Origin of the sequence: Cupriavidus sp. WKF15 (assembly GCF_029278605.1) — a bacterium.
GTDB lineage: Bacteria > Pseudomonadota > Gammaproteobacteria > Burkholderiales > Burkholderiaceae > Cupriavidus.
Genome location: NZ_CP119574.1, coordinates 704,069 through 723,588, shown reverse-complemented (window position 1 = coordinate 723,588; position 19,520 = coordinate 704,069). Strand labels below are relative to the sequence as shown.

Here is a 19,520-nt window from a genome sequence, read left to right as displayed (position 1 = left end):
TACCATTGCAACCGGGGGCGTCAGAATATGGCGCCCGCGCGGAAGCGAATGGAGGCAAACATGTTGTATCGATCGTTGTTTCCCCATGACGTATTCTCAGAACTGGAACGCCTACAGCGCGAGTGGCAGCAGCCATTCGGGCTGTCTCCCAGCATTCGCGGTCGGGTCAGTTTTCCGGCCATGAATGTAGGCGGCACCCCCCACTCGGTGGAAATCTACGCTTTTGCCCCTGGCGTCGATCCGGCCAGCATGGACGTGCAGCTAGTGAAGAGCGTGCTGACCATTGTCGGCGAGCGCAAGTCCGATCTCCCCGACAAGGACGAGCAAACCTCCGTGCATATCGATGAACGCTTCGCTGGCCGCTTCCGCCGTGTGGTGAGCCTGCCAAACGACGTGAATCCCAATGCGGTGGAGGCCAAGTACCGCGACGGCGTGCTGCACATCAGCATCCAGCGCCTCGAAGCCGCGCAGCCGCGCCAAATCAGCATCCAGTGAGCGAGGAGGATCTGGCCATGAGCGAAACTACTGCTGTCACCAAGCAAGCCGACACTGGCAGCACTGAAGCGGCCCTGATGCCGCCAGTGAATGTGTATGAGGACGCCGCAGGCATCACCCTGTACGCCGATTTGCCGGGTGTGCCCAAGGACAAGCTGGTCGTGCAGGTGCAAGGCGATATGCTGACCATCAAGGGCGAAGTCGTCCTGGATCTGCCGGAAGGCATGGAAGCCAGTCACGCGGAGGTTTCCCTGCCCCGTTACCGGCGCGTGTTTACGCTATCCAAGGAATTAGACGCCGAAAAGGTCGTCGCCGAGTTCAACCACGGCGTGCTCAAGCTGCGCATCCCGAAAGCCGAATACGCGCAACCAAGCCGCATTGAGGTCAAGGTGACGTGATGTAAGCCGAGCGAGTCGTGGGCATCACCCATGGCTGCCCACGCGTAGGAGGGCTGACATGGAAATGGAATCGTTGAAAGAGCGTTCCGGTGTTCGCCCCTTTGAACAGTGAGGGGATCGACGATGCGACTGATCGAGCTGGATGAACAACAGGACTTTCTTGCGACCTTGCAGCGTAATGGTCTGGCAGCAGATGATTTCGAACTCCTGGAAACGGATACGACCGACCCAAAAGGCGACGAGAACTTCGGTTTGCAGGGCTACGTCACGGTAACCAGACGATCAACACAAGTTACAAGGGAATACCCCATCGGCTATGAAACCGATTGGGTTCAGCATTTCAGGAAAGATCTCGAGGCCGGCATCTTCGATAAGTCCGAATGAGATCCTGCATGCTACTAAGAAGCGTTAGACAGCATGAGCGATGGGATCGACGTGGCACCCAAGGTCGGCGAGACGTTTGAGCAGGCGTCGAATGGTTTTCTCGGCATGATGGCGGTCAAAGTAATCGGGGCCAAGGTCGGCGTACTCCACACCATCCCGGAGCATGTGGTAAGCGGCGGTGAGCATGGAAGCAGCCACCGCGAGGATGGCCTTCTTGGCGCCGCGCCGGGCTTTGATGCGCAGGAACTGGGCACGGAGATAGCTGGTCTTGACGCGCACCGCGGCCCAAGCGGCGGTGACCAGGGCGGTCTTGAGCCAGGTACCGCTCTTGCGCACGCGCGTGCTGCGGCGTTTGCCGGCGCTCTCGTCATTGCGCGGACACAGGCCCGCCCAAGACACCAGATGGCCAGCATCGGGAAAGCGCGTCATGTCGACGCCGATCTCCGCCAACAGGACCTGAGCGGTCAAGTCGCTAACCCCGGGGATCGTGGTCAGCAGGCGGGCGCGTTGTCGGATCGGCGCCAGCGCTTTTCCCACGACGGCGTCGAGCTCGGCGAGCGTGTGCTCCAGGGCACCGATGATATCCAGATGCAGCTTGAGCATCGTGCGATGGTGTTCGGTAATGCGTCCGCGCAGCGCCTCGCACAGTTCGGCGTGCTTTTTTCGGGCGTTGCCTTGGGCCAGCGCGGCAAGCCGCTCGGGATCGGCCTCGCCGTTGACAATCGCCTTGAGCATGGCCCGGCCACTGTGTCCCAGCACGTCCGAGAGCACGCTGCCCAGCTTGAGGTTGGCGTCTTCGAGCACTTTCTGGATACGCAGGCTGTGCTGGGAGATCTCGCGCACGAGTTGCTTGCGGGTGCGCGTGAGATCGCGCAACTCCTGGATGGCGGCCGGCGGCACGAAGCTCGATCGGATCAAGCCGTGGGCGAGCAGATCGGCAATCCACATCGCGTCATTGACGTCGGTCTTGCGGCCGGGCACGTTGCGGATGTGCTGGGCATTGGCCAGCACCAACTCGAAGTTGCCCTCGAGGATGTGCCACACCGGCTTCCAGTACACCCCGGTGGCTTCCATGGCCACGTGGGTGCAGCCGTGCAGCGCCAGCCAGTCGGCCAGCGCCAGCAGGCCGGCGGTGGTGCTGTCAAAGCTGCGCACTTCGTGATGTGCGGGCGCCGAGACACAGCGCACACAGGCCACAATGGTGTCCTTGTGGACGTCGAGTCCGGCACAACGGGGATAGAGTACTTGCATGGAGCCTCCTGCCAGAGTCAACGGCATCGGCAGCAGCCCTCGTCGTCGAAATCTACTAGGCGCGTTCCGGGGTGTTACCACCCGTGGTCGCAATTCGGGGTGCTCGCAGGGCTGCGGGTCCAACTATTGAACGGGCTCGGGGCACCACGCGAAAGCCGACCTCGTTGCCGTTACCAGACGCCATCTTATGCCCATCCCATCGCAACGCATGGGCCGCAAGCCCGCTTCATCCTTCGGGGTCGGGCGCGCCCGATGAACAACTATTGAGACGGCGGGTGAAATAGGACTACCTGCCCGATTGGATGCTCACCTGGAAGCAGGCATATCCAGATTCGCATGTACCCGGCAGAACACCTTCTCGTGCCACACCGCCTCCAGTTTTCCTTTGGCCGAGATCCCTGTGGTGGGGTTCAAACGGGTGCGACCGATAATGCCGTTCAGATGTTGCGGTGGAGGATGGCGTAGCTGGGATAAGAATCCACCCTTCTGCATCACGCTGTTGCAAAGCGGCGGAAGAACCATTGTTTCATGCCTTCCACCGCCAACAGATAGAAGAGCAACATGGCAGCGAGGATGAGGAAGAAGAATGCCGGCGGCGCGACGAAACCGAGATGCACGCCTGCAGAGGTGAACGGCAGCAGCACGGCCACCGCCACCACCGACAGTGAACAGGCGATGAGCCACGGATTCGGGTAGCTCCTGAAGGGATTCCTTCGGGTGCGGATGATGAAGATGACCAGCACCTGCGTGGCCATGGACTCAATGAACCAGCCGGTATGGAAGAGCCTCTCGCCGGCATGAAAGACCGTCAGCATAATGTAGAAGGTAAGGAAGTCGAAGATCGAGCTGACCGGGCCGATTATCAACATGAAATTGCGGATGAAGTTCATGTCCCAGTGGCGAGGGTGGCTCAAGTAGTCATCATCTACCCGGTCCAGTGGAATGGGCAGTTCGGATACGTCATAGAGGAGATTGTTGAGCAGGATCTGCACCGGCAGCATCGGGAGGAAAGGCAGAACCAGCGAGGCGCCGGCCATGCTGAACATGTTGCCGAAATTGGAACTGGTTCCCATCATGATGTATTTCATGATATTGCCGAAGGTGCGCCGTCCTTCCTGGACGCCGGCATGGAGGACTACCAGGTCTCGTTCCAGCAGGATCATGTCTGCCGCCGCTTTCGCCACGTCCACGGCACTGTCCACTGAAATTCCCACATCGGCGGAATGGAGCGACGGTGCATCATTGATCCCGTCGCCGAGATACCCGACCACATGACCGCGCTGTTTTAGCGCCAGGATGACCCGGTTTTTCTGGGTAGGCGCCACACGGCAGAAGAGGTTCACTTGCTCCACCCGCGCTGCGAGTGCCGGGTCATCCATTTGCTGGATCTGCGCACCGGTAAGCACACCCACTACCGGGAGCCCAAGTTGGGAGAAAACATGCTGTGTGACCAGTTCATTATCGCCGGTGATGATCTTGACCGCGATCCCATCGGCGGCGAGCTCTGCCAGGGCCGCCTTGGCGCTCTCCTTGGGGGGATCGAGGAAGGCCGCGAAGCCAGCAAAGACCAGTTCCGTTTCATCGCCGACCACGGCATGGGGATGGTCCATCCCCACCTGCCGTGAGGCGATTCCCAGCACCCGGAAGCCTTCCTTGCTGAGACCTTCAAATTGCGCGTCGATCCCTTTGCGCGCCGCTTCATGCAGGGGCAGATCGGCCTCTCCATTCAACCCGTAGCTGACTGACAGACGCAGGATGTCTTCGGGCGCTCCCTTGACCACGAGCAGTCGGGTCGTCCCGTTGTCGAGGAGCACCGACACCCGGCGGCGCTCGAAGTCGAACGGCACTTCATCGATCTTGCGCCAGCCGCTCACGTCGATTTCTGTGTGTTCCAGGATGGCGTCATCCAGGGGGCTTCTTAGCCCTGTTTCAAAAAAGCTGTTGAAGTAGGCCAGTTCCAGCACCCGCTGACTTTCCCGGCCAAGGGGGTCAAGGTGGCGCTCCAGGTGGATCCGGGCCTCGGTCAGCGTGCCGGTCTTGTCGGTACAGAATACGTCCATGCTGCCCAGATTGTGGATCGAGGCGAGCCTCTTAACGATGACCTTGCGGGCTGCCATGCGCAGTGCGCCTCGCGACAGCGTCACGGAGACCACCATGGGGAGGAGTTCAGGCGTCAGCCCGACGGCCAGGGCCACGGCAAACAGGAACGATTCGAGCCATGGGCGGTGAAAGAAGGCGTTGACAAGAAGGACGAACAGGACGAGCAGGATCGTCATGCGCATGATGAGGTTCCCGAAGCGGTGGGTCCCCTCCTCGAAGGCGGTAGGCGGGGCCGTGACCAGCAGAGTGTCGGCAATTTCACCAAGCGCCGTATTTTGCCCGGTACGGCACATCAGCACTCTGGCCGTGCCGCTGATCACCGACGTCCCCAGCAGCACGGTATTGCTGGCCGAGAGGATCTCTGTCTCTTCCGGCAATTCACCGGGGGTCTTTTCCACCGGATATGGTTCGCCGGTAAGGAGCGCCTGGTTGACGAAGAAGTCCTTTGCCTCCAGCACTCTGCCGTCGCAGGGGATCAGGTCGCCGGCGGTAAGGAGCGCGACATCGCCGGGCACCAACTCCGCAAGCGGTATCTCAAGGGGCTTGCCGTCCCGCAGCACCTGCCCCCGTATTGCCACCGACTGGCGCAGTCGATCCGCCGCCTGACCAGCCCGGTATTCCTGAACGAAATCGAGGGACACGCTGATGATGACGATGGTACCGATAATGAAGAAGCTGACGGTGTCGCCAGTGAAAGCGGAAAGGGCGCTGGCAGTGAGGAGAATGATGACCAAGGGATTGCGGAACTTGGTCAGAAATTGAAGGATCAGCGCTCTTTTTCGCTCCCCATGGATCAGGTTTGGGCCGAACTGTGCCAGGCGCGAAGCCGCCACAGCGCTGCTCAGTCCGTCAGGGCTTGTGGCCACCTGTTCCAAGAGCGCCGAGACAGGGAGCTGCCAGAATGCGGAATCCGTTTTGACGGCGGGTGTAGGCATGATGGATTCCTCCGGCAAACTTGCATTGCGGTACCAGCCTAACGGGCGTGTCCGTGTCAATGAAGTTGCTCCGCACCCAGGACCTGGTCGTGCCCTGTCACTGCGAAGCGTCAAGGACATGCGCGGGGCAGGACAGGCCATTCGCTCAGAAAGCAGCAGTGTCGCCCACCAGGTGAGAAGGCTTGAATGCAAAGCGCTGCTCCACCCGATCCATCATCGTCTCGGTCGAGTTCACCTCGTTCGTTCGATTGGTCGGCGTCCTCGACATCGACGATGATTCCTGCCTGGAGGTCAATCAGACAATATGTTGATTAGGCGTAGAAAGCATGGCTGCCGACGGGCCGCTGCTGCGGAGTCATTAATCCCCACCTTTTCTCTGAGCGGTTGTCTAATGGCCTAGAACGTCGAGACGTCCTCTCGAGCCTTCGCCTCGCCATAGTCGAGTGCGGCCTCGGCGGTGGAGAAGAGATCAGTGCCTACATTAAGTTCATACGATTGCACTGACACGAAGCCTTCTCTAACTGGCCGCCCGTCCGTGCGAGTTATCTTGTACCGAACTGAATACCCGGCGACATTCGCCGGTCTCCGTGGATCGTGTTTGGGCTCTGCCAAGATCGAAACGCGATGGTCTCCAACGATGACATCCCGACGCATCTTTGTCTCCATGGCGTACAACCATTCCGATACCTCACCGGCAAAGGCGGGTTGGTGCGAAAAATCACTCATCCACACCCAGAATCACATCCACCGCTGCCCTACCTGCAAGCTCCGCGATGAGATGCGCCCAGCGTCGGCTAAACGGTCCTCCGTGGACTTTCACTCGCTTGCCAATCGCAGCGACCCCAGGCGGCCTCATCGGACCTTCAATCTGAAACCAGGCGTCGAACATATCTTCGGACGTGTTGACAAGGGCAACACGGATTTCGAATCCTCGGTATTCAGTAAGCCAATCCATAGTCGAGCCGAGATCACTCACCATTCGTATCACCCCCAGAACTATGTTCCCCGGATTTCGGCAGAGCAAAAACACACGTCACTTGCGAACTCGCTACAGTGGACTCCGGCTCGGAGCGGCGTAAGACCCACCTCACCGGCGCTCATAGCCATCTGAAGTTCGGAAGCAAGTCGTTGTGCTCGTCGACGTTGACCCCACCCAGTTCCTGAATAGTACGCTTCATGAGGTCCTTGGACTTCGAATCGCAGCTGACGACCATCAGCATTTCTCCAGGTGTGAGTCTTAGCTTTTTACTCGCCAGACCGAAGCGCCGGATCCTGGCGCCAACCAGCCCGCCAATCCACCAGCCAATCATGCCGCCAAACATGAGGCCACCCACGAAGGCGACAACGCTCGCAGCCGGGTCGGCGGGAACCCCGTACGCGAGTATCACTGGCACTGCCGCGATAACACCCACAACAAAGCCACCGATCGCTGTCTCTTCACGATACGTGGTCTGGCTAAGTTCCGTCCTCGGCAGCCCTTCAACGGGCTGATTGTCGCCCTGGACGAACCACGGTCCTCCGACGAGTTCAGACCTGTTGAACAGCTCGCCGAGCCGCGCCTGTGCCAATTTTGCGGTGGCCACATCATTCAACGTGAAATATAGAAGAGTACGCATAGAGTTACCTCACTCCGGCCTGGCCGTTACTCCCCTCGGGCCTTCATTGACGGCGCGATCCCAGTCGACAACTGGCAAAACTGACGGGGAGCGTCAAGTGGGTGTCAAGCATGCAAAGCCAAATCTTTGCGCACGGTGTCGTAGCGCTTGCATGGCAAGCATGGCCTTGCGAGCCACTTTCACAACGGGGCGACCGACACGGTATCCCCCCTCGCCAGTGGTGTTAATCGATTCACCGATCGGTGCGAAGGACAAGCGCCTCGTCAATCGCTCGGAAGCGGCGAACTGCCGAAAAGTCCTGGCCCGCTTAAATCTTCAGCGGAAGTCCGTCATGGGATCCATGACCTCGCAGGACAGGCTCACCGAGAATTGGAGTCAGTTCATCTCAAGCCTTGCGTTGACGACGATCTGAAGAAAAGGAAAGAGATCCGGACAGCGAAGATTGCTGTGGATTGCCATTCCAGTGTAGTGCCAGCGGTGGACGACCGGTCCGCGTTTGCGTGCGCCACGGGTGCGCGGCGCAACGCCTGCCAGGCCGTTTTGTAAGGGCATTGGGCTGAGATGCAACGGACATCTATACTAATAGTCGCGGCGTCCCTGAAGCTACGTGCTTCTGGTTCGCCTACCACTCGTTTCCGGGCCTTCCCCCTCGACAACGTCTTAGGACTGGTGACTCCTGAAGTCACTCTCGGGGATTCCTGGAAATTTCATGCAAGATGCCACGCGGCGACCGCTGCTCGCTCGCTCCCCCAGTAACCAAGGAATTCGGTCGTTCGCCAGAATCGATGCAATCGATGTCCGGCGATTGGGATCCTTTGCCGCAATACCGATCGCCAGGTTGATTGCCGCCTTCTTTGCTGCTCTTCCGCGTTTCGGGCCGGCCGGGCCGCGATCTCATCGTGACGATGATGCCGTAAAGATCCTCGGCAATTCGGGACGGATGGAAATGATTACCCGTTCGCAATGGAAGATCGGAGCCCACAGCGGTGGCGCTTGGTCACATCGGCCGCCACACAGCCAGCCCTGCAAGCAGTAAAGGAAATATCGTGCCAAACAATTCTGCGAAAACCACCTACCGGGCCATTCCCGCCACGCGCCTACTGCGCGACCGACAGGTCGGCCAGTTGCCGAAGGGAAGCATCCGGAGATTTGGATTCATCCGCTTGGTGGCAACCCAATGGCATCAGGCAGCCATGCTACTGATTGACTGGGATCGCGCTGTCAACGAAGGCTGGCCCAACCTGCGGTCGCCGTCCTGCCCCACGGTCAAGGGGCTCTGCTCTGAAACCTCGGGCCTGGGCCGTAATCATTCCGCAAACATCCGCCGGTTCGCCGGAAGTGGAAGTTGAAATTGAGTGAGGTAACACCATGCGTACGCTGCTGTATTTCAGGCTGAAGGACGCCATCACGGCGAGGCTGGCGCAAGCTCGATTAGACGAGCTGGCCGGTACATCTGCACTAGTCGCGGGACCGTGGTTTGTCCAGCGCGACAATCAGCCAGTTGACGGATTGCCGAGGGTTGACGTCGGTCAGACCACGTATCGCGAAGAAGCGGCGATCACCGGAATTTTTGTCGGCGCGATTGTCGCGGCGCTGGTAATTTTCAAATACGGAGTCTCTGCCGGTACGGGCGCCACTGCCATTGCGTATGTTGGTGCTATCGCGCTAGGCGCGATGATTGGCTGGTGGATCGGCGGATTGGTCGGCGTCAAAGTCGGTCGCCTCGAGTTGGGGCGGCAGAAAGCGCAAATGGCACCGGGCCAGTTGCTGATGATTGCCAGTTGCGATTCGAAATCCAAGGAATCCACGAAGCGGATGGTCAACGAACTGGGCTGCGTCAGTATTGACGAGCACAGCGACGTGATGCCGAACTTCAGGTGGGTATGATTGCCAGAACGAATCTGCCGATGTACGGCCTCGGAAATATACGGTACGCCGCTAAAACAAAGTGGGCCGGTCCGAGCTGACCCCAAGACAGCAAATTCGCGCGTATGGGCAACAAAGGATTTGAGCAGGATCGAATGCGCCCGCTGCGCCGAGAACAGGACGGAGAACTCCGTCGTCAACGGGCGCTCGAACATCCGGAAGCAAACGCCGGTGCCGTGATAGTCCAGTGCGGTAATTGAATCGATCAGCGCCACGGCAAGCCCCGCTTCCACGAACGCACAGATGCTCCACGACACCTGGGTTTCGATCTGGAGCTTGCGCTCGATGCCGTAGGACGCAAGCAGTGCGTCGCTCGTCTCCGGCAAAAAGCGCTAGGCGCTACGCCTTGATCAGCTGTCCCCAGTCGTCACGCTTTCCGCGACGACGATATTGACATGGCAAAAGATCTCCTGGCCCTCGACCGGCTGGATGTAGCGGAAGAGCCGGGACTTCACCTTGCCGGAGAATTGGTTGTGTTCATCGGGTAGGTGTAGGGACACGAAGTCGCCCACGTTGGGGATCAGATTCTCCGGCCCCTCCATGTCGTGGCGCCCACTAATTCTGCCTCGAGCGCTGGTGGCTGGAGGTGACCGGCAAGGGCAACAAGACCGGGCTTGGTGCCCGCGACCGACGAGCTGATCGCCGAGCTGGCGCGCTACCGCGGCGCGCACGGGCTGCCGCCGACGCCGCAGCCCGGGGAGACCCGTCCGCTGGTGCTGCCGGTCATCGGCCTCAGAACGACGAGAAGGCCTTGTCACGCGGGGCGCTGGCGCTGCATCCGCAAGAGTTCGGATGACGATAAAGGAACTCCTTCCCACGCGAGATCATGCCAAAACGTGGCCTGACTATCCGAACTGGGGACGCTGGGGGCGTAATGAGTTCAGCCTGAATACTTCTTGCGATCACAGCATCATGAAGCCAGAAGTACAGCACCGTGCGCATGATTCAACTTGCGAAATTTGGGCTGCGCCTGGTCATCCGCCACCGGCGCCTGGGAAAATGTGGTGATCCGACCGGGAGTCAGGGATGCGCCCCACGTTCGTACCGGTAGTTCTTCCAGTACGGGGACTTGCCGCGGTAGTCGTGAATATTGGTACCCCATTGAGGATCTGCAGTACGGGGCCAGTTCTCCTTATCAAAGCCTGTCGCTGCTTCAAGCCCCGCCTTATCAACGCCCAGCACGAAACACTTTTGTTCCGTATCGAGCGTCAGCGCAGACCATGGAATTGCGAACAGCTTTTCGCCAAGCCCGAGGAATCCACCGCAGGACAGCACGGCATACGCGACACGCCCACTGACCACGTCGAGCATGATGTGATTGACCGTACCAAGCGTATCGCCACCGGGGCCGATGACAAGGTTGTCTTCCAACGTATCCGCAGCCATCACGAATGGACCTGGCCCCGACTTTTGCGGATCAATGGTGCCGAGAATCGCCGCGCGCGGGCTTTCGCTATCGACGTCGAGATTGTAGGGGTTCATGATCCCACTCCTGAGATTGGCGATACTCCGACGCGTAAAATCATCCTGGATCGTCCGATGATTCGTCGTCGACTCTACGCCGTGGGAGAGTGTCAACAAACAAAGGCTGACACCACTCCGGTCCGCGGTCGGTACGATAGCGGACAAGGAGGACTACATATTGCGACCGCCTGCGCCGCATTTCAGCGGCCACCTTTGAACGATCTCAACGCCGAACGAATATTGCGTGGACGAGCAGGTCGCGCGGCTCTGCGGGCGTGCCGTGCTGGCGCAAAGCCAGCGCGCATTGGGGGCGAGCGTGCGGGCGATCCACTTACGTCATTTGTTTCAACTTCTGTTCCGGGAACACAGCCTTCAAAAGCGTTCCCGGACAGCCATCTAGTTATGCACCGTCGTTGTACCCGTCGCGGTTGGTGATTCGTGCCCCATCGGAAAACACATCGCGCTTGTCCGTGACCGCCGCGCCATCGGTGTAGACGTCAAACTTTGTAGCTTTCCCTCCATCGGTATAGGGGTCACGCGGCCCCATCGTTCCGGCATAAGGCCCCGCGCCGCCAAGTGCGGTACCCAAAGCAGCGAACAGTACGAGTTTCTTAAACATGGTTCCACCTCCTATTAGGTGGTTATTGTTCCCCCTCTACTCTTCAGTTCCAGTATAGGTGTCCGGACCGCCTTTTTTGCATCGCACAAATTTATAGTTGGCGCTTTTCGGATCAAATTGGCTGGCGCCCCCCTCCGCCCGGCCACAATTCGGCCGCGCGACCGGATCGAAGCGGGCACCTCGTTACTGATTGTCGGCTTCCCGCTGGACTTTCATGACACGCTTCATCATTTGCCCGTGGTACGGCAGGCGGTCATCTCATCTTCGTTCGGGATGCGCTTTCAGGGGAAAGGCTACTTCCTGACCGATGCCAGGACGCATCGCGGCACGAGTGGAGCACCGGTGGTCATGCGGACGTCCAGAACCGATTCATTCATGCGCACGCTGCCGTGGATGCTGCTCGGCATTCATTCGGCGCGGCTGGACGTTGGCTCGCGAGACTTCGAACTGGATGAAGCCCTCGGCTTCAACTCCGCCTGGTATGCCGACATCTTGCTGACCCTGACAGAGAAATGATCCAGAAAGGCGATCAGGCTTGAAGGACCCAGCGTTCCAAGGAATTGCCCCAACGGCACTTGCCTGCGTAGGGAGCACCCCAAGCGGGGAATCCAGGAAAGTCGTACGGTTCATTTAGGGACTGCGTCAAATCGGGGGCTGACCAAGCGGCAAGGCGGTGGTCTGCTTCTCCGGCGATGGATACCAGCGTTCAACGTACGACCGGAGCTTGTCATTGAGCACGGTCGTCAGGACCTGCAGCAGGTTGTGTGCGTGCCGAGGCTGCCAAGCCATCTGCTGCCGCTTGACGAACCGCTTGCTGACCACCTGGTTGACGGCTGACTCGATAGAACCCACGATACTCGGTAACGCGATGTATGCTATCTCTCAACACCCCACGAGAAGCATAACGCGACGCCCCCTTTTTAATCAGGAAGCGTGTAGACACTGATGCGATATCGACCCAATCGGCCGGCCGCGGGAAGACCATCGTCACCGCTCGCCCAGCCTTGAGGTAAGACCGTCAGCGCAGATGACCGGGTCAGGCAATTTGTGGCTCAGGCTGGAAAGCTGCGCAATCTTACGTCTGCAGCCTAGAACACCGAAAACCACCTCAAGCGATTTGCCCCCGGGGGAGTTCTTTCGGACTTTGTGGAGACTGGGCCAGAGCTGGGCGCCAGGCAGGAGCGGCGACGGTTAGAGCAGCCGGCCTCAACGCGCCCTGTCCAACTTGATGACGACCGCGCGCGGCAACGTCGCGCCATCTGGCATGGTAGCGGGGTGCGGCGCGCATTCTTGGGCTGAAGGAACATGGGCCGATTATCGCAGGCGCTGCTTGAATATCACGAACGCAGCAAGCACCGTGTCAACAGCTATGCCCCTGGCCCCCGAGGACTCGACTGGGCAACCCAGCCAGACCCGTTCCGGGTGTTTCACGGCACACCGCGGATTGCTCTGCCGCTCGCTGCGGACACCCTGGCCGCACGCTACAACGAGCTGCGCTCCGGCACTCTTCCGCCCGCGCAGAGATTCAGTCTTCGTACCCTGGCAATCCTTTTCGAACTCTCGCTCGGCCTGTCAGCGTGGAAATCTTATGGCGCTCAGCGGTGGGCACTGCGCTGCAACCCTTCGAGTGGGAATCTGCATCCGACCGAGGGCTATCTCCTGTGTCCAGCGCTGCCGGGCTTGTCTGGCGGGGTCTACCATTACCTGAGCCGCGACCACGTGCTTGAACATCGCGCTGGAGTCGATGATCCGCGATGGACCGAGGCGTTTTCGAACGGCGGTATCCTGGTCGGCCTCAGCTCGATCCACTGGCGCGAGGCGTGGAAATACGGAATGCGCGCCTGGCGCTACTGCCAGCATGACTGCGGGCATGCTATCGCCGCAGTAAGTTACGCGGCGGCGGCTCTCGGCTGGCAGACGCGGCTGGTGGAGGCGGTTGCGGACGATGCGTTAGCCACATTGCTTGGATTGGACCGCAGCGAGGATTTCGGAGCAGCCGAACCAGAGGTGCCGGATGTCCTGCTTTGGATCGGCAATCCTGAAGCACAACCTGAACTAGAGCGCCTGTGGGTTGCTTTGGATAAGGCACACTGGCACGGATACGCGAATCGGCTAAGCGCGGGACATGAGAGGTGGCCGGATATCGATTCGATCCATCGCGCCACGCACAAGTCTCGTACTTGCGAATCGACCTTTCCAAGTCCTGAGCCGCACCTGTGGTCTCCGTGGTCTGCGACGCCCGCCCTCGATCTGAGCTTTGCCCAGATCGCTCGGCAGCGCCGCAGCGCTACGAGTTTCGACGGTACGACGCGCATCACCACTGCGGCATTGTTTACCATGCTAGCGTGCCTGTTGGTACGTCGCGACACGCCGCCGTGGAATGCGCTGGTGTCTCCTGTCGCTGTGCATCCGGCGCTATTGGTGCACCGCGTGGACGGCCTCGAGCCGGGCTTGTATGTGCTAGTGAGGACCCCTGGGGCGCTGCCGAGCCTCAAACAGGCTATGCGGCCGGAATGGCTGTGGCAAAAGACTGGACCGGACCATCTGCCACTCTATTTTCTGCTGCCATACGATTTGCGCGAGGTGGCAAAGTTGATCTGCTGTCACCAAGATATTGCCGCCGATTCCTTTGCGCTGGGGATGCTCGCGAACTTCGAAATCGCCCTGAAACAACCATGGCGTTATCGCCATTTTTTCTGGGAATGTGGCATGCTCGGCCAAGCGCTCTATCTTGAAGCCGAAGCGACCGGAAAGCGGGCCACGGGGATTGGCTGCTTTTTCGATGATGAAATGCACGCCATGCTCGGAATCAAGGATCACGCTTGGCAAAGCTTGTATCACTTTGCCGTCGGCGGCGCTATGGTCGATCAGCGCCTGTCGGTATCTGCACCGGATTAGGAGTAACGCACCCGACACGAAGCAGGTCGCCCGCAGAGCGCGCCGCCGCGTTCGTCGATCAGTCCATGGAGCCCATCGAGGCCTATGAGGAATGGAAGGCCGCCATGGAAACCGAGAGCATGAAGGGAAACAAGCGTTGATGCGCAACGGACCACGAGGCCGGTAGCAGCGGCCAACTAGCTCCGGCTACCAGGTGGAGATAGCCTTTGCAGTAAACATCGGCATTTCGATCCCGGCCGCTGTCTCTGTCACAGCCTGGATTTCGACAAAGGGTCGCTTCGATTCCACCTTGCCAAATATCGCCGCGAAAGGTATGTCAGCGGCATCCCGGCCGGTGCCAATACGAAGCAACCCCGTCGGGATCGATACGCCAGAGGGATCGAGCAGGTACCACCGGTGGGACAAGTACACTTCTACCACCGCATGAAAATCCGGCGCCCCCATTGTCGGATCTGCCCCATAGTCCAGGCTGCTGGACATGCGCGCCGGAATGCTCAGGGCGCGGCAGATCCCAATCATCAGGTGAGCAAAGTCGCGGCAGACACCGGTGCGTTCCACGATGGTATCGACCGCCGACGTGCGCTCGTTGGTGGAGCGCGAGAGAAAGCGCACGTGATTGCGCACCCACTCCCGAATTGCGTAGACGCGGGCATAGCCGCGCTGCATGCCCCCGAACTCACGCATCGCAAATTCCATTAGGCGGTCAGATTCACAATATCGGCTAGGCGCCAGGTAGTGCCAGACATCGAACGGTAGTTCGGCGACAGGCACTTCTGACAACTGATCGCAGTCGTCCAGGCGATGATCGATATCGACGACTGCCTCATAGCGGATGGCAAGGTGACCCTTGGGTGCGCGCATTCTAAGCAGGCGGTTGCACAGCACCGCATCCGTGTAGTGGGTGGTCTGAATTGACGGAGGGAGCGTCAATTGCTCGGCAACGACGACCTGCCGGGAAGTCCTGGCGGCTTCAATGTTCAGAAGGAAGTCCGCCATGGGATCCATGACTTCGTAGGACAGACTCACCGAGTATCGGAGACGGTTCATCTCAAGCCTTGCGTTGACGACGATCCGAAGAAAAGCAAAGAGATCCGGACAGCGAAGACTGCTGTGGATTGCCATTTCAGTGTAGTGCCAGCGGTGGAGGACCGGTTTGCGTTTGCGGGCGGCGGGTGCGCGGCGCAATGCCTGCCAGGCCATTTTGTAGGGGCGTCAGGCTGGGGTGCAATGGTGATGTCACATTGGCCGGTCGTTCAGATAAGATGGAGCGATGAAGAAGAGCAAATCGCTCTATCGTGGCCAACCATGAGCACCCGCACTGCGTGCTCATCTCCTCGCCATGCAAAGGCGCTTCCGGCCTGCTTTCCGAGTCGCTCAGCCGCACGCCGAAGTATCAGGCGCTGAACGAGCTGACGCTGCGCTTCGTCTGGCTGATGTGCGAGGCCTGGAAGGATGACCCGGTCGAGCTGATCATGTTCGAGAACGTCCCGCGACTGGCCACGCGCGGCCGGCACCTGCTGGGTCAGATCGGTCAGATCCTACGCCACTACGGCTACGCGGTGAACGAGGCGACGCACGACTGCGGCGAGATCGGCGGCCTGGCGCAGAGCCGGTAGCGCTTCCTGCTGGTGGCCCCGGCACATCGCCAAGGTGCCGGCCTTCCGCTACGAGCCGCATACCCACTGCCTGCAGGGCGTTGGCACGGCCCTTGGCCGTATGCCCCTGCCGGGAGACCTGGTCGGCGGCCCGATGCACCGCGTGCCGTCCCTTCCAGTGGAAGACCTGGGTGCGGCTGGCGTTTGTCGAGGCCGGCAGCGATTGGCGCAGCCTAAATCGGCTGGCGGTGGAAGACGGACACCTGCGCGACTACCTAATCGTGCCCGAGCGTCGAAATAGCGCCCTGGGTGTGCTGGACTGGCACGAGCATGCTGGCGCTGTGGCAGGAGAATCGCTGCCCAGCAACGGCACATTATCAATCGCGGACCCGCGCAGACCGGCAAATGCTGCGCAGTATCGGCAGCACGGGGGCCTCCGTTGGGGCTAAGCATCGGGTGCGATCACGGCCGGCACCTCGCCAGGTCAGGGCACGTTCAGCGTCGCCGATACCCGCCACGCTGGCCCAGCCAAGCACAACAACGAGTTCAGGATCGTGCCGTGGGCACAGGCCGGGGCCATCACCAGCGCGCACGGCACCGGCCAGTGCGTTCAGGACCCGCGCGCATCATCCGGCTTCGAGGGTGCTGGCAAGTACAAGGTGACAGGTTTCGACGAACCTGCCGGCACGATCATCGCGCGCAATGACCCGGGCCAAGGTGCTTACGCCGTGGCGGGCCCGCGACCGGGCATGCGCGGGCAGCTCGGCGACAACTACCTGACCGGCGGGCATTACGGTGTGGTGGCGTGCGTGGGATCAGCCAAGCGGCGCGGTGTCGACGGCGGCTGGCCACGACAACGGCCGGTGGTCGGTGGCGGACGCGCGCATTCCTTCCGCGAACGACAAGCTGATCGCCATCGTCCGCGCGCTGGACGGCACCTGGCACCGCCCTTTCACAACGATGGAATTGGCCTGCCTGCAGTCCCTCGTTGAGCCCGAGGAATATCTTGAGCTGGACGGCCTGAGCGATCAGGGCTGGCGCGAGCGCATCGGCAACGCTGTGCCGCCGGACGCGGCGCGCGCGATCACGGAGGTGATGGGGACCACCCTGCTGCTGGCCGAGTCAGGCGAGACGTTCATGCTGTCAGCCACGCCGGTGTGGGTACGGCCGGTGGCGGTGGCTCTGTCGGTGGCACAGACTGCGGAGGCCTATTTTCCGACCAAACCGGCCACGGCCACAAATGCGGAAACGATAGCTATACCGAGAGCCCATTTCGAAATGCGGAGCGCTTGTCGCGCAGTCTCGACTTGGTCCCGCGCCGCCCCCGCTGCCTGCTCCGTCGCCAGAAGCGCTCGCTCCTCGCGCCTCTGCGCTCGCTGGCTGTCGATCCTATCGAGATATGCACGCGCGTACTCTAAACGCCTGTCGCCAAACGTGTGGCGCTCTACGTGTTGCCGGAATTCGTCCTCGCTGTGTTTAGCAATCCACTCGAGTATTTCGGCATCGGTCTCGAAGTTCGCCATGGTTTGTCCCCTATCGCTCCAGAGGAGCGTAGCACGCGAAGGAAGCAAGGCGGATGGGGATTGCGGGGTGAACCTATTCCTCCACGCCAAGAACTACATCCACCGCGGCTCTGCCTGCTACCTCGGCGACAAGATATGCCCAGCGACGAGAATACGGGCCGCCGTGGACTTTGATTCGCTTGCCGAGTGCAGCAACTCCCGGAGGCCTCATCGGGCCCTCGATCTGGAACCAAACATCGAACATGTCCTCGGATGTGCTCACAAGGTCAATATGAATCTCGAATCCTCGATATTCGGTAACGCGGTCCATGGCTGTCTCCCAATGCTGCCAAGGATCCTAGCATGACCAAAGAACACCCCATCCTGTTCACCGACGCCATGGTGCGCGCCATCCTGGACGGCTGGAAGACGCAGACGAGGCGCGACGGCTTCACGCCCGACTATGTTGCGCTTCGCGAGAACGGATATTGCCGCTACGCCTATGCCGGCGATCGACTTTGGGCGCGCGAGACGCGGGCAAAGCCAGCCGCTCTCGACCCCGGCCCGACCGTCTTCCGAGCGGTCTACCCCACGTGCGTACCGCTTGGATACCAAAACATCCCGCCTGTCGAAGCCATCCGCTGGAAGCCGTCAATCCACATACCGCGCGGTGCGTGCCGCCTGGTGTTGGGGGACCAACGTCCGTGTGGGGCGGCTGAACGACTGCAGCGACGCGGACACGATTGCGGAAGGCTTGATCCATGTGGTGGAGTTCATGAGGCTATATTGAGCCACTCAAAAATCGTCGCTACTGAGCACGATGGGATCGAGTGAAGGATTCACCAACCACTTAAGGTGGGCCGCTTCCTTGATCCGATCTCGATGCTTGTCGAAGACCTCCCCGAGGTCGCCAATATGGCCACCGGCCAGTTCATCAAGAGCCGAGCGCGAAATATAGCCTTTACTTTTAGCTCCATCCGCCTCGATGGTGAAGTACACCCGCTCCCCGTCGTCGGACGGCTTCGGCGAATGTATCGAGAAGGAATTTGGCATTTTTCAACTCCTCTGGCTTGATGGAGGAATCGTAGCATGAGCGTGTTAGGCAGATCTTGAATGATGTCGATCGCCCGCTTGCCGTAATAGAGCGCGGCCTGCTCCGCCGCCGTGCGGGTGAAGTAGTCGCTGCGGTCTCCTGCCGGCCCGTAGATCATGTCGTCGTCCCGGTCAGCCGTGTAGCGGATGGCAATCATGTAGCCCACTTTTGCCCTGGGGGCGGTTCCATTCGGCCAATCTCCGCGATCTCAAAGGCGATCGCGTGGACATACATGCCGCGGTACTCCTCAGTGATCCAGCGAATCCGTTCGCTCATGCCTGCCCCCGCTGCCTAGCGGATCGGGACCTTGCCAGGCTCAACTGTGCGCGTCCACCCAGGCCTTCGCCCAGACAATCCCGGCTGCCGCAGCCCGCTCAAACGAGGGGTAGTACCCCAAGGGGTCCGAGAGCCTTCCAGCTGGCGCCCATCCTTTTCAACTGCACCGGATGCCTCGAAGGATCCATCGCCAAGCTGCTTTGCAAAGCCGCGGACGGTGTAGCCCTGGTAGCTTTCGATTGTCATGACGACCTCCGCTCTGGATGGGGAAATCGTAGCATGAAGCACTTGACCAGCCACACACTCGACGGCGAGGCCGGCGCCATCGTGTCCGACTGCGAGCAGTACCGCTATCGCCTCTGGCGCGAGTGGGATGCCAGCCGGCGGAGCCTGGGCTTCATCATGCTCAACCCGCCGACCACGAGGTCAACGATCCGACCATCACCCGATGCCTGCAGCGGGCGCTGGCCGGAAAGTACGACCGGCTGGAGGTGGTAAACCTGTACACGCTGGTCCACGCTGCGCTTCGGCGGACCCGGATGGCTTACTGACGCATGCGGCGCCACTCGGCGAGGTGAATAAGGCTAACGGCGCCATCCTGATCCCGCAGGGACTTCCCGATGATCACTTCAAACCAGCCATCCTGGCGGCGCCGGTGGCCGGCCCGCCGAAGGTAGCCGCCGTCAATGCCGACCGCGCGGACCGGACTGGGCTCCGGGATCTTGGGCGAGCGGACGCTCGCAGCAACCTCCGTTTGCTGCCGGGCGTCGGTGGCCTCATCGTGCGCTGTAGCCGACCCAGCAATGATTCGCCTCTTCCAGATGCAGGCCCAGCGAGCCCACATCCATGCCGTCTCTCTCGAACTGGGCAATCTCGGTGACGGTGGCTGGCACGCCTCCATCGTCCTGCACTACGAGTTGCAAGCTGATACGCATGGCCGCCCTCCCCCCTTGGAAGCTGCGCCGACC

The 19,520-nt window shown here is 60.5% G+C and carries 20 protein-coding genes and 5 pseudogenes; 13 read left to right on the top strand and 12 right to left on the bottom strand.

Annotated features, from left to right (window positions below; all coding sequences use genetic code 11):
- Positions 1–60 precede the first annotated feature (60 nt).
- From CupriaWKF_RS33410 to CupriaWKF_RS33400, 3 genes are all read left to right on the top strand, one after another.
- Positions 61–495: an Hsp20/alpha crystallin family protein gene (locus CupriaWKF_RS33410; RefSeq protein WP_276104106.1), complete on the top strand. Its 435-nt coding sequence runs from the start codon at positions 61–63 to the stop codon at positions 493–495.
- A gap of 17 nt (positions 496–512) precedes the next feature.
- A complete protein-coding gene (locus CupriaWKF_RS33405) occupies positions 513–893 on the top strand; it encodes an Hsp20/alpha crystallin family protein (protein WP_276104105.1) in 381 nt (126 codons plus the stop codon).
- 123 nt (positions 894–1,016) lie between these two features.
- Positions 1,017–1,277: a transcriptional regulator gene (locus CupriaWKF_RS33400; RefSeq protein WP_276103588.1), complete on the top strand. Its 261-nt coding sequence runs from the start codon at positions 1,017–1,019 to the stop codon at positions 1,275–1,277.
- 24 nt (positions 1,278–1,301) lie between these two features.
- Here the strand turns inward: CupriaWKF_RS33400 and CupriaWKF_RS33395 are convergent, their stop codons facing one another.
- From CupriaWKF_RS33395 to CupriaWKF_RS33380, 4 genes are all read right to left on the bottom strand, one after another.
- Entirely contained in the window at positions 1,302–2,528 is a 1,227-nt protein-coding gene (locus CupriaWKF_RS33395; protein ID WP_276100749.1) for an IS110 family transposase, read from the bottom strand.
- Between the two features lie 491 nt (positions 2,529–3,019).
- Positions 3,020–5,563 carry a magnesium-translocating P-type ATPase gene (mgtA, locus tag CupriaWKF_RS33390; RefSeq protein WP_276103587.1) on the bottom strand — a complete coding sequence of 848 codons (2,544 nt, stop codon included), beginning with the start codon at positions 5,561–5,563 and terminating at the stop codon, positions 3,020–3,022.
- 718 nt (positions 5,564–6,281) lie between these two features.
- Positions 6,282–6,518: a hypothetical protein gene (locus CupriaWKF_RS33385; RefSeq protein ID WP_039015610.1), complete on the bottom strand. Its 237-nt coding sequence runs from the start codon at positions 6,516–6,518 to the stop codon at positions 6,282–6,284.
- 142 nt (positions 6,519–6,660) lie between these two features.
- Entirely contained in the window at positions 6,661–7,179 is a 519-nt protein-coding gene (locus CupriaWKF_RS33380) for a hypothetical protein (protein WP_276103586.1), read from the bottom strand.
- A gap of 709 nt (positions 7,180–7,888) precedes the next feature.
- Between CupriaWKF_RS33380 and CupriaWKF_RS33375 the strand changes: the two genes are divergently transcribed.
- Both CupriaWKF_RS33375 and CupriaWKF_RS33370 read left to right on the top strand, forming a co-directional pair.
- On the top strand, positions 7,889–8,215 hold the full coding sequence (locus CupriaWKF_RS33375) for a hypothetical protein (RefSeq protein ID WP_276103585.1): 327 nt from the start codon (positions 7,889–7,891) through the stop codon (positions 8,213–8,215).
- Positions 8,216–8,547: 332 nt separating this feature from the next.
- Positions 8,548–9,066, top strand: a complete 519-nt coding sequence (locus CupriaWKF_RS33370; protein ID WP_276103584.1) for a hypothetical protein — start codon at positions 8,548–8,550, stop codon at positions 9,064–9,066.
- 389 nt (positions 9,067–9,455) lie between these two features.
- Here CupriaWKF_RS33370 and CupriaWKF_RS33365 read toward each other — a convergent pair whose 3' ends face one another.
- Positions 9,456–9,605 (bottom strand): hypothetical protein, encoded by a 150-nt coding sequence (locus tag CupriaWKF_RS33365; RefSeq protein WP_276103583.1) that lies wholly within the window; start codon positions 9,603–9,605, stop codon positions 9,456–9,458.
- Between the two features lie 65 nt (positions 9,606–9,670).
- Between CupriaWKF_RS33365 and CupriaWKF_RS33360 the strand changes: the two are divergent.
- Positions 9,671–9,898 (top strand): annotated as a pseudogene (locus CupriaWKF_RS33360) (integrase); the annotation flags it as partial.
- A gap of 227 nt (positions 9,899–10,125) precedes the next feature.
- Here the strand turns inward: CupriaWKF_RS33360 and CupriaWKF_RS33355 are convergent.
- The gene (locus CupriaWKF_RS33355; RefSeq protein WP_276103582.1) at positions 10,126–10,587 is read right to left on the bottom strand and encodes a PRC-barrel domain-containing protein; all 462 of its coding nucleotides are present in this window, start codon (positions 10,585–10,587) and stop codon (positions 10,126–10,128) included.
- Positions 10,588–10,813: 226 nt separating this feature from the next.
- Between CupriaWKF_RS33355 and CupriaWKF_RS33350 the strand changes: the two genes are divergently transcribed.
- Positions 10,814–10,969 (top strand): hypothetical protein, encoded by a 156-nt coding sequence (locus CupriaWKF_RS33350; protein WP_276103581.1) that lies wholly within the window; start codon positions 10,814–10,816, stop codon positions 10,967–10,969.
- On the opposite strand, the gene CupriaWKF_RS33345 is transcribed toward CupriaWKF_RS33350, so the two are convergent.
- A complete protein-coding gene (locus tag CupriaWKF_RS33345; RefSeq protein WP_140953156.1) occupies positions 10,970–11,188 on the bottom strand; it encodes a hypothetical protein in 219 nt (72 codons plus the stop codon).
- Positions 11,189–11,353: 165 nt separating this feature from the next.
- On the opposite strand from CupriaWKF_RS33345, the pseudogene CupriaWKF_RS33340 reads away from it, so the two are divergent.
- A pseudogene (locus CupriaWKF_RS33340) lies at positions 11,354–11,704 on the top strand (serine protease); the annotation flags it as partial.
- A 126-nt stretch (positions 11,705–11,830) separates the two neighbouring features.
- Here CupriaWKF_RS33340 and CupriaWKF_RS33335 read toward each other — a convergent pair.
- Positions 11,831–12,031: pseudogene (locus CupriaWKF_RS33335) on the bottom strand (hypothetical protein); the annotation flags it as partial.
- 462 nt (positions 12,032–12,493) lie between these two features.
- On the opposite strand from CupriaWKF_RS33335, the gene CupriaWKF_RS33330 reads away from it, so the two are divergent.
- A complete protein-coding gene (locus tag CupriaWKF_RS33330) occupies positions 12,494–14,086 on the top strand; it encodes a nitroreductase family protein (RefSeq protein WP_276103579.1) in 1,593 nt (530 codons plus the stop codon).
- Positions 14,087–14,272: 186 nt separating this feature from the next.
- On the opposite strand, the gene CupriaWKF_RS33325 is transcribed toward CupriaWKF_RS33330, so the two are convergent.
- On the bottom strand, positions 14,273–15,133 hold the full coding sequence (locus CupriaWKF_RS33325; protein ID WP_276104104.1) for a transglutaminase family protein: 861 nt from the start codon (positions 15,131–15,133) through the stop codon (positions 14,273–14,275).
- A gap of 257 nt (positions 15,134–15,390) precedes the next feature.
- On the opposite strand from CupriaWKF_RS33325, the pseudogene CupriaWKF_RS33320 reads away from it, so the two are divergent.
- A pseudogene (locus CupriaWKF_RS33320) lies at positions 15,391–16,872 on the top strand (DNA cytosine methyltransferase); the annotation flags it as partial.
- Positions 16,873–17,277: 405 nt separating this feature from the next.
- Here CupriaWKF_RS33320 and CupriaWKF_RS33315 read toward each other — a convergent pair.
- Positions 17,278–17,514 (bottom strand): hypothetical protein, encoded by a 237-nt coding sequence (locus tag CupriaWKF_RS33315; protein ID WP_276104103.1) that lies wholly within the window; start codon positions 17,512–17,514, stop codon positions 17,278–17,280.
- Between the two features lie 32 nt (positions 17,515–17,546).
- Between CupriaWKF_RS33315 and CupriaWKF_RS33310 the strand changes: the two genes are divergently transcribed.
- The gene (locus tag CupriaWKF_RS33310; protein WP_276103578.1) at positions 17,547–18,017 is read left to right on the top strand and encodes a hypothetical protein; all 471 of its coding nucleotides are present in this window, start codon (positions 17,547–17,549) and stop codon (positions 18,015–18,017) included.
- Here CupriaWKF_RS33310 and CupriaWKF_RS33305 read toward each other — a convergent pair.
- Positions 17,979–18,236, bottom strand: a complete 258-nt coding sequence (locus CupriaWKF_RS33305) for a DUF1488 family protein (RefSeq protein WP_115215649.1) — start codon at positions 18,234–18,236, stop codon at positions 17,979–17,981. The two genes, CupriaWKF_RS33310 and CupriaWKF_RS33305, sit on opposite strands and share 39 nt — an antisense overlap.
- A 595-nt stretch (positions 18,237–18,831) precedes the next feature.
- Between CupriaWKF_RS33305 and CupriaWKF_RS33300 the strand changes: the two genes are divergently transcribed.
- Both CupriaWKF_RS33300 and CupriaWKF_RS34450 read left to right on the top strand, forming a co-directional pair.
- Positions 18,832–19,050, top strand: a complete 219-nt coding sequence (locus CupriaWKF_RS33300; RefSeq protein ID WP_276103577.1) for a DUF1643 domain-containing protein — start codon at positions 18,832–18,834, stop codon at positions 19,048–19,050.
- A complete protein-coding gene (locus CupriaWKF_RS34450) occupies positions 19,005–19,103 on the top strand; it encodes a hypothetical protein (protein WP_346348649.1) in 99 nt (32 codons plus the stop codon). Before CupriaWKF_RS33300 ends, CupriaWKF_RS34450 begins: the two co-directional genes overlap by 46 nt.
- 50 nt (positions 19,104–19,153) lie before the next feature.
- On the opposite strand, the pseudogene CupriaWKF_RS33295 reads toward CupriaWKF_RS34450, so the two are convergent.
- A pseudogene (locus CupriaWKF_RS33295) lies at positions 19,154–19,487 on the bottom strand (hypothetical protein); the annotation flags it as partial.
- Positions 19,488–19,520 lie beyond the last annotated feature (33 nt).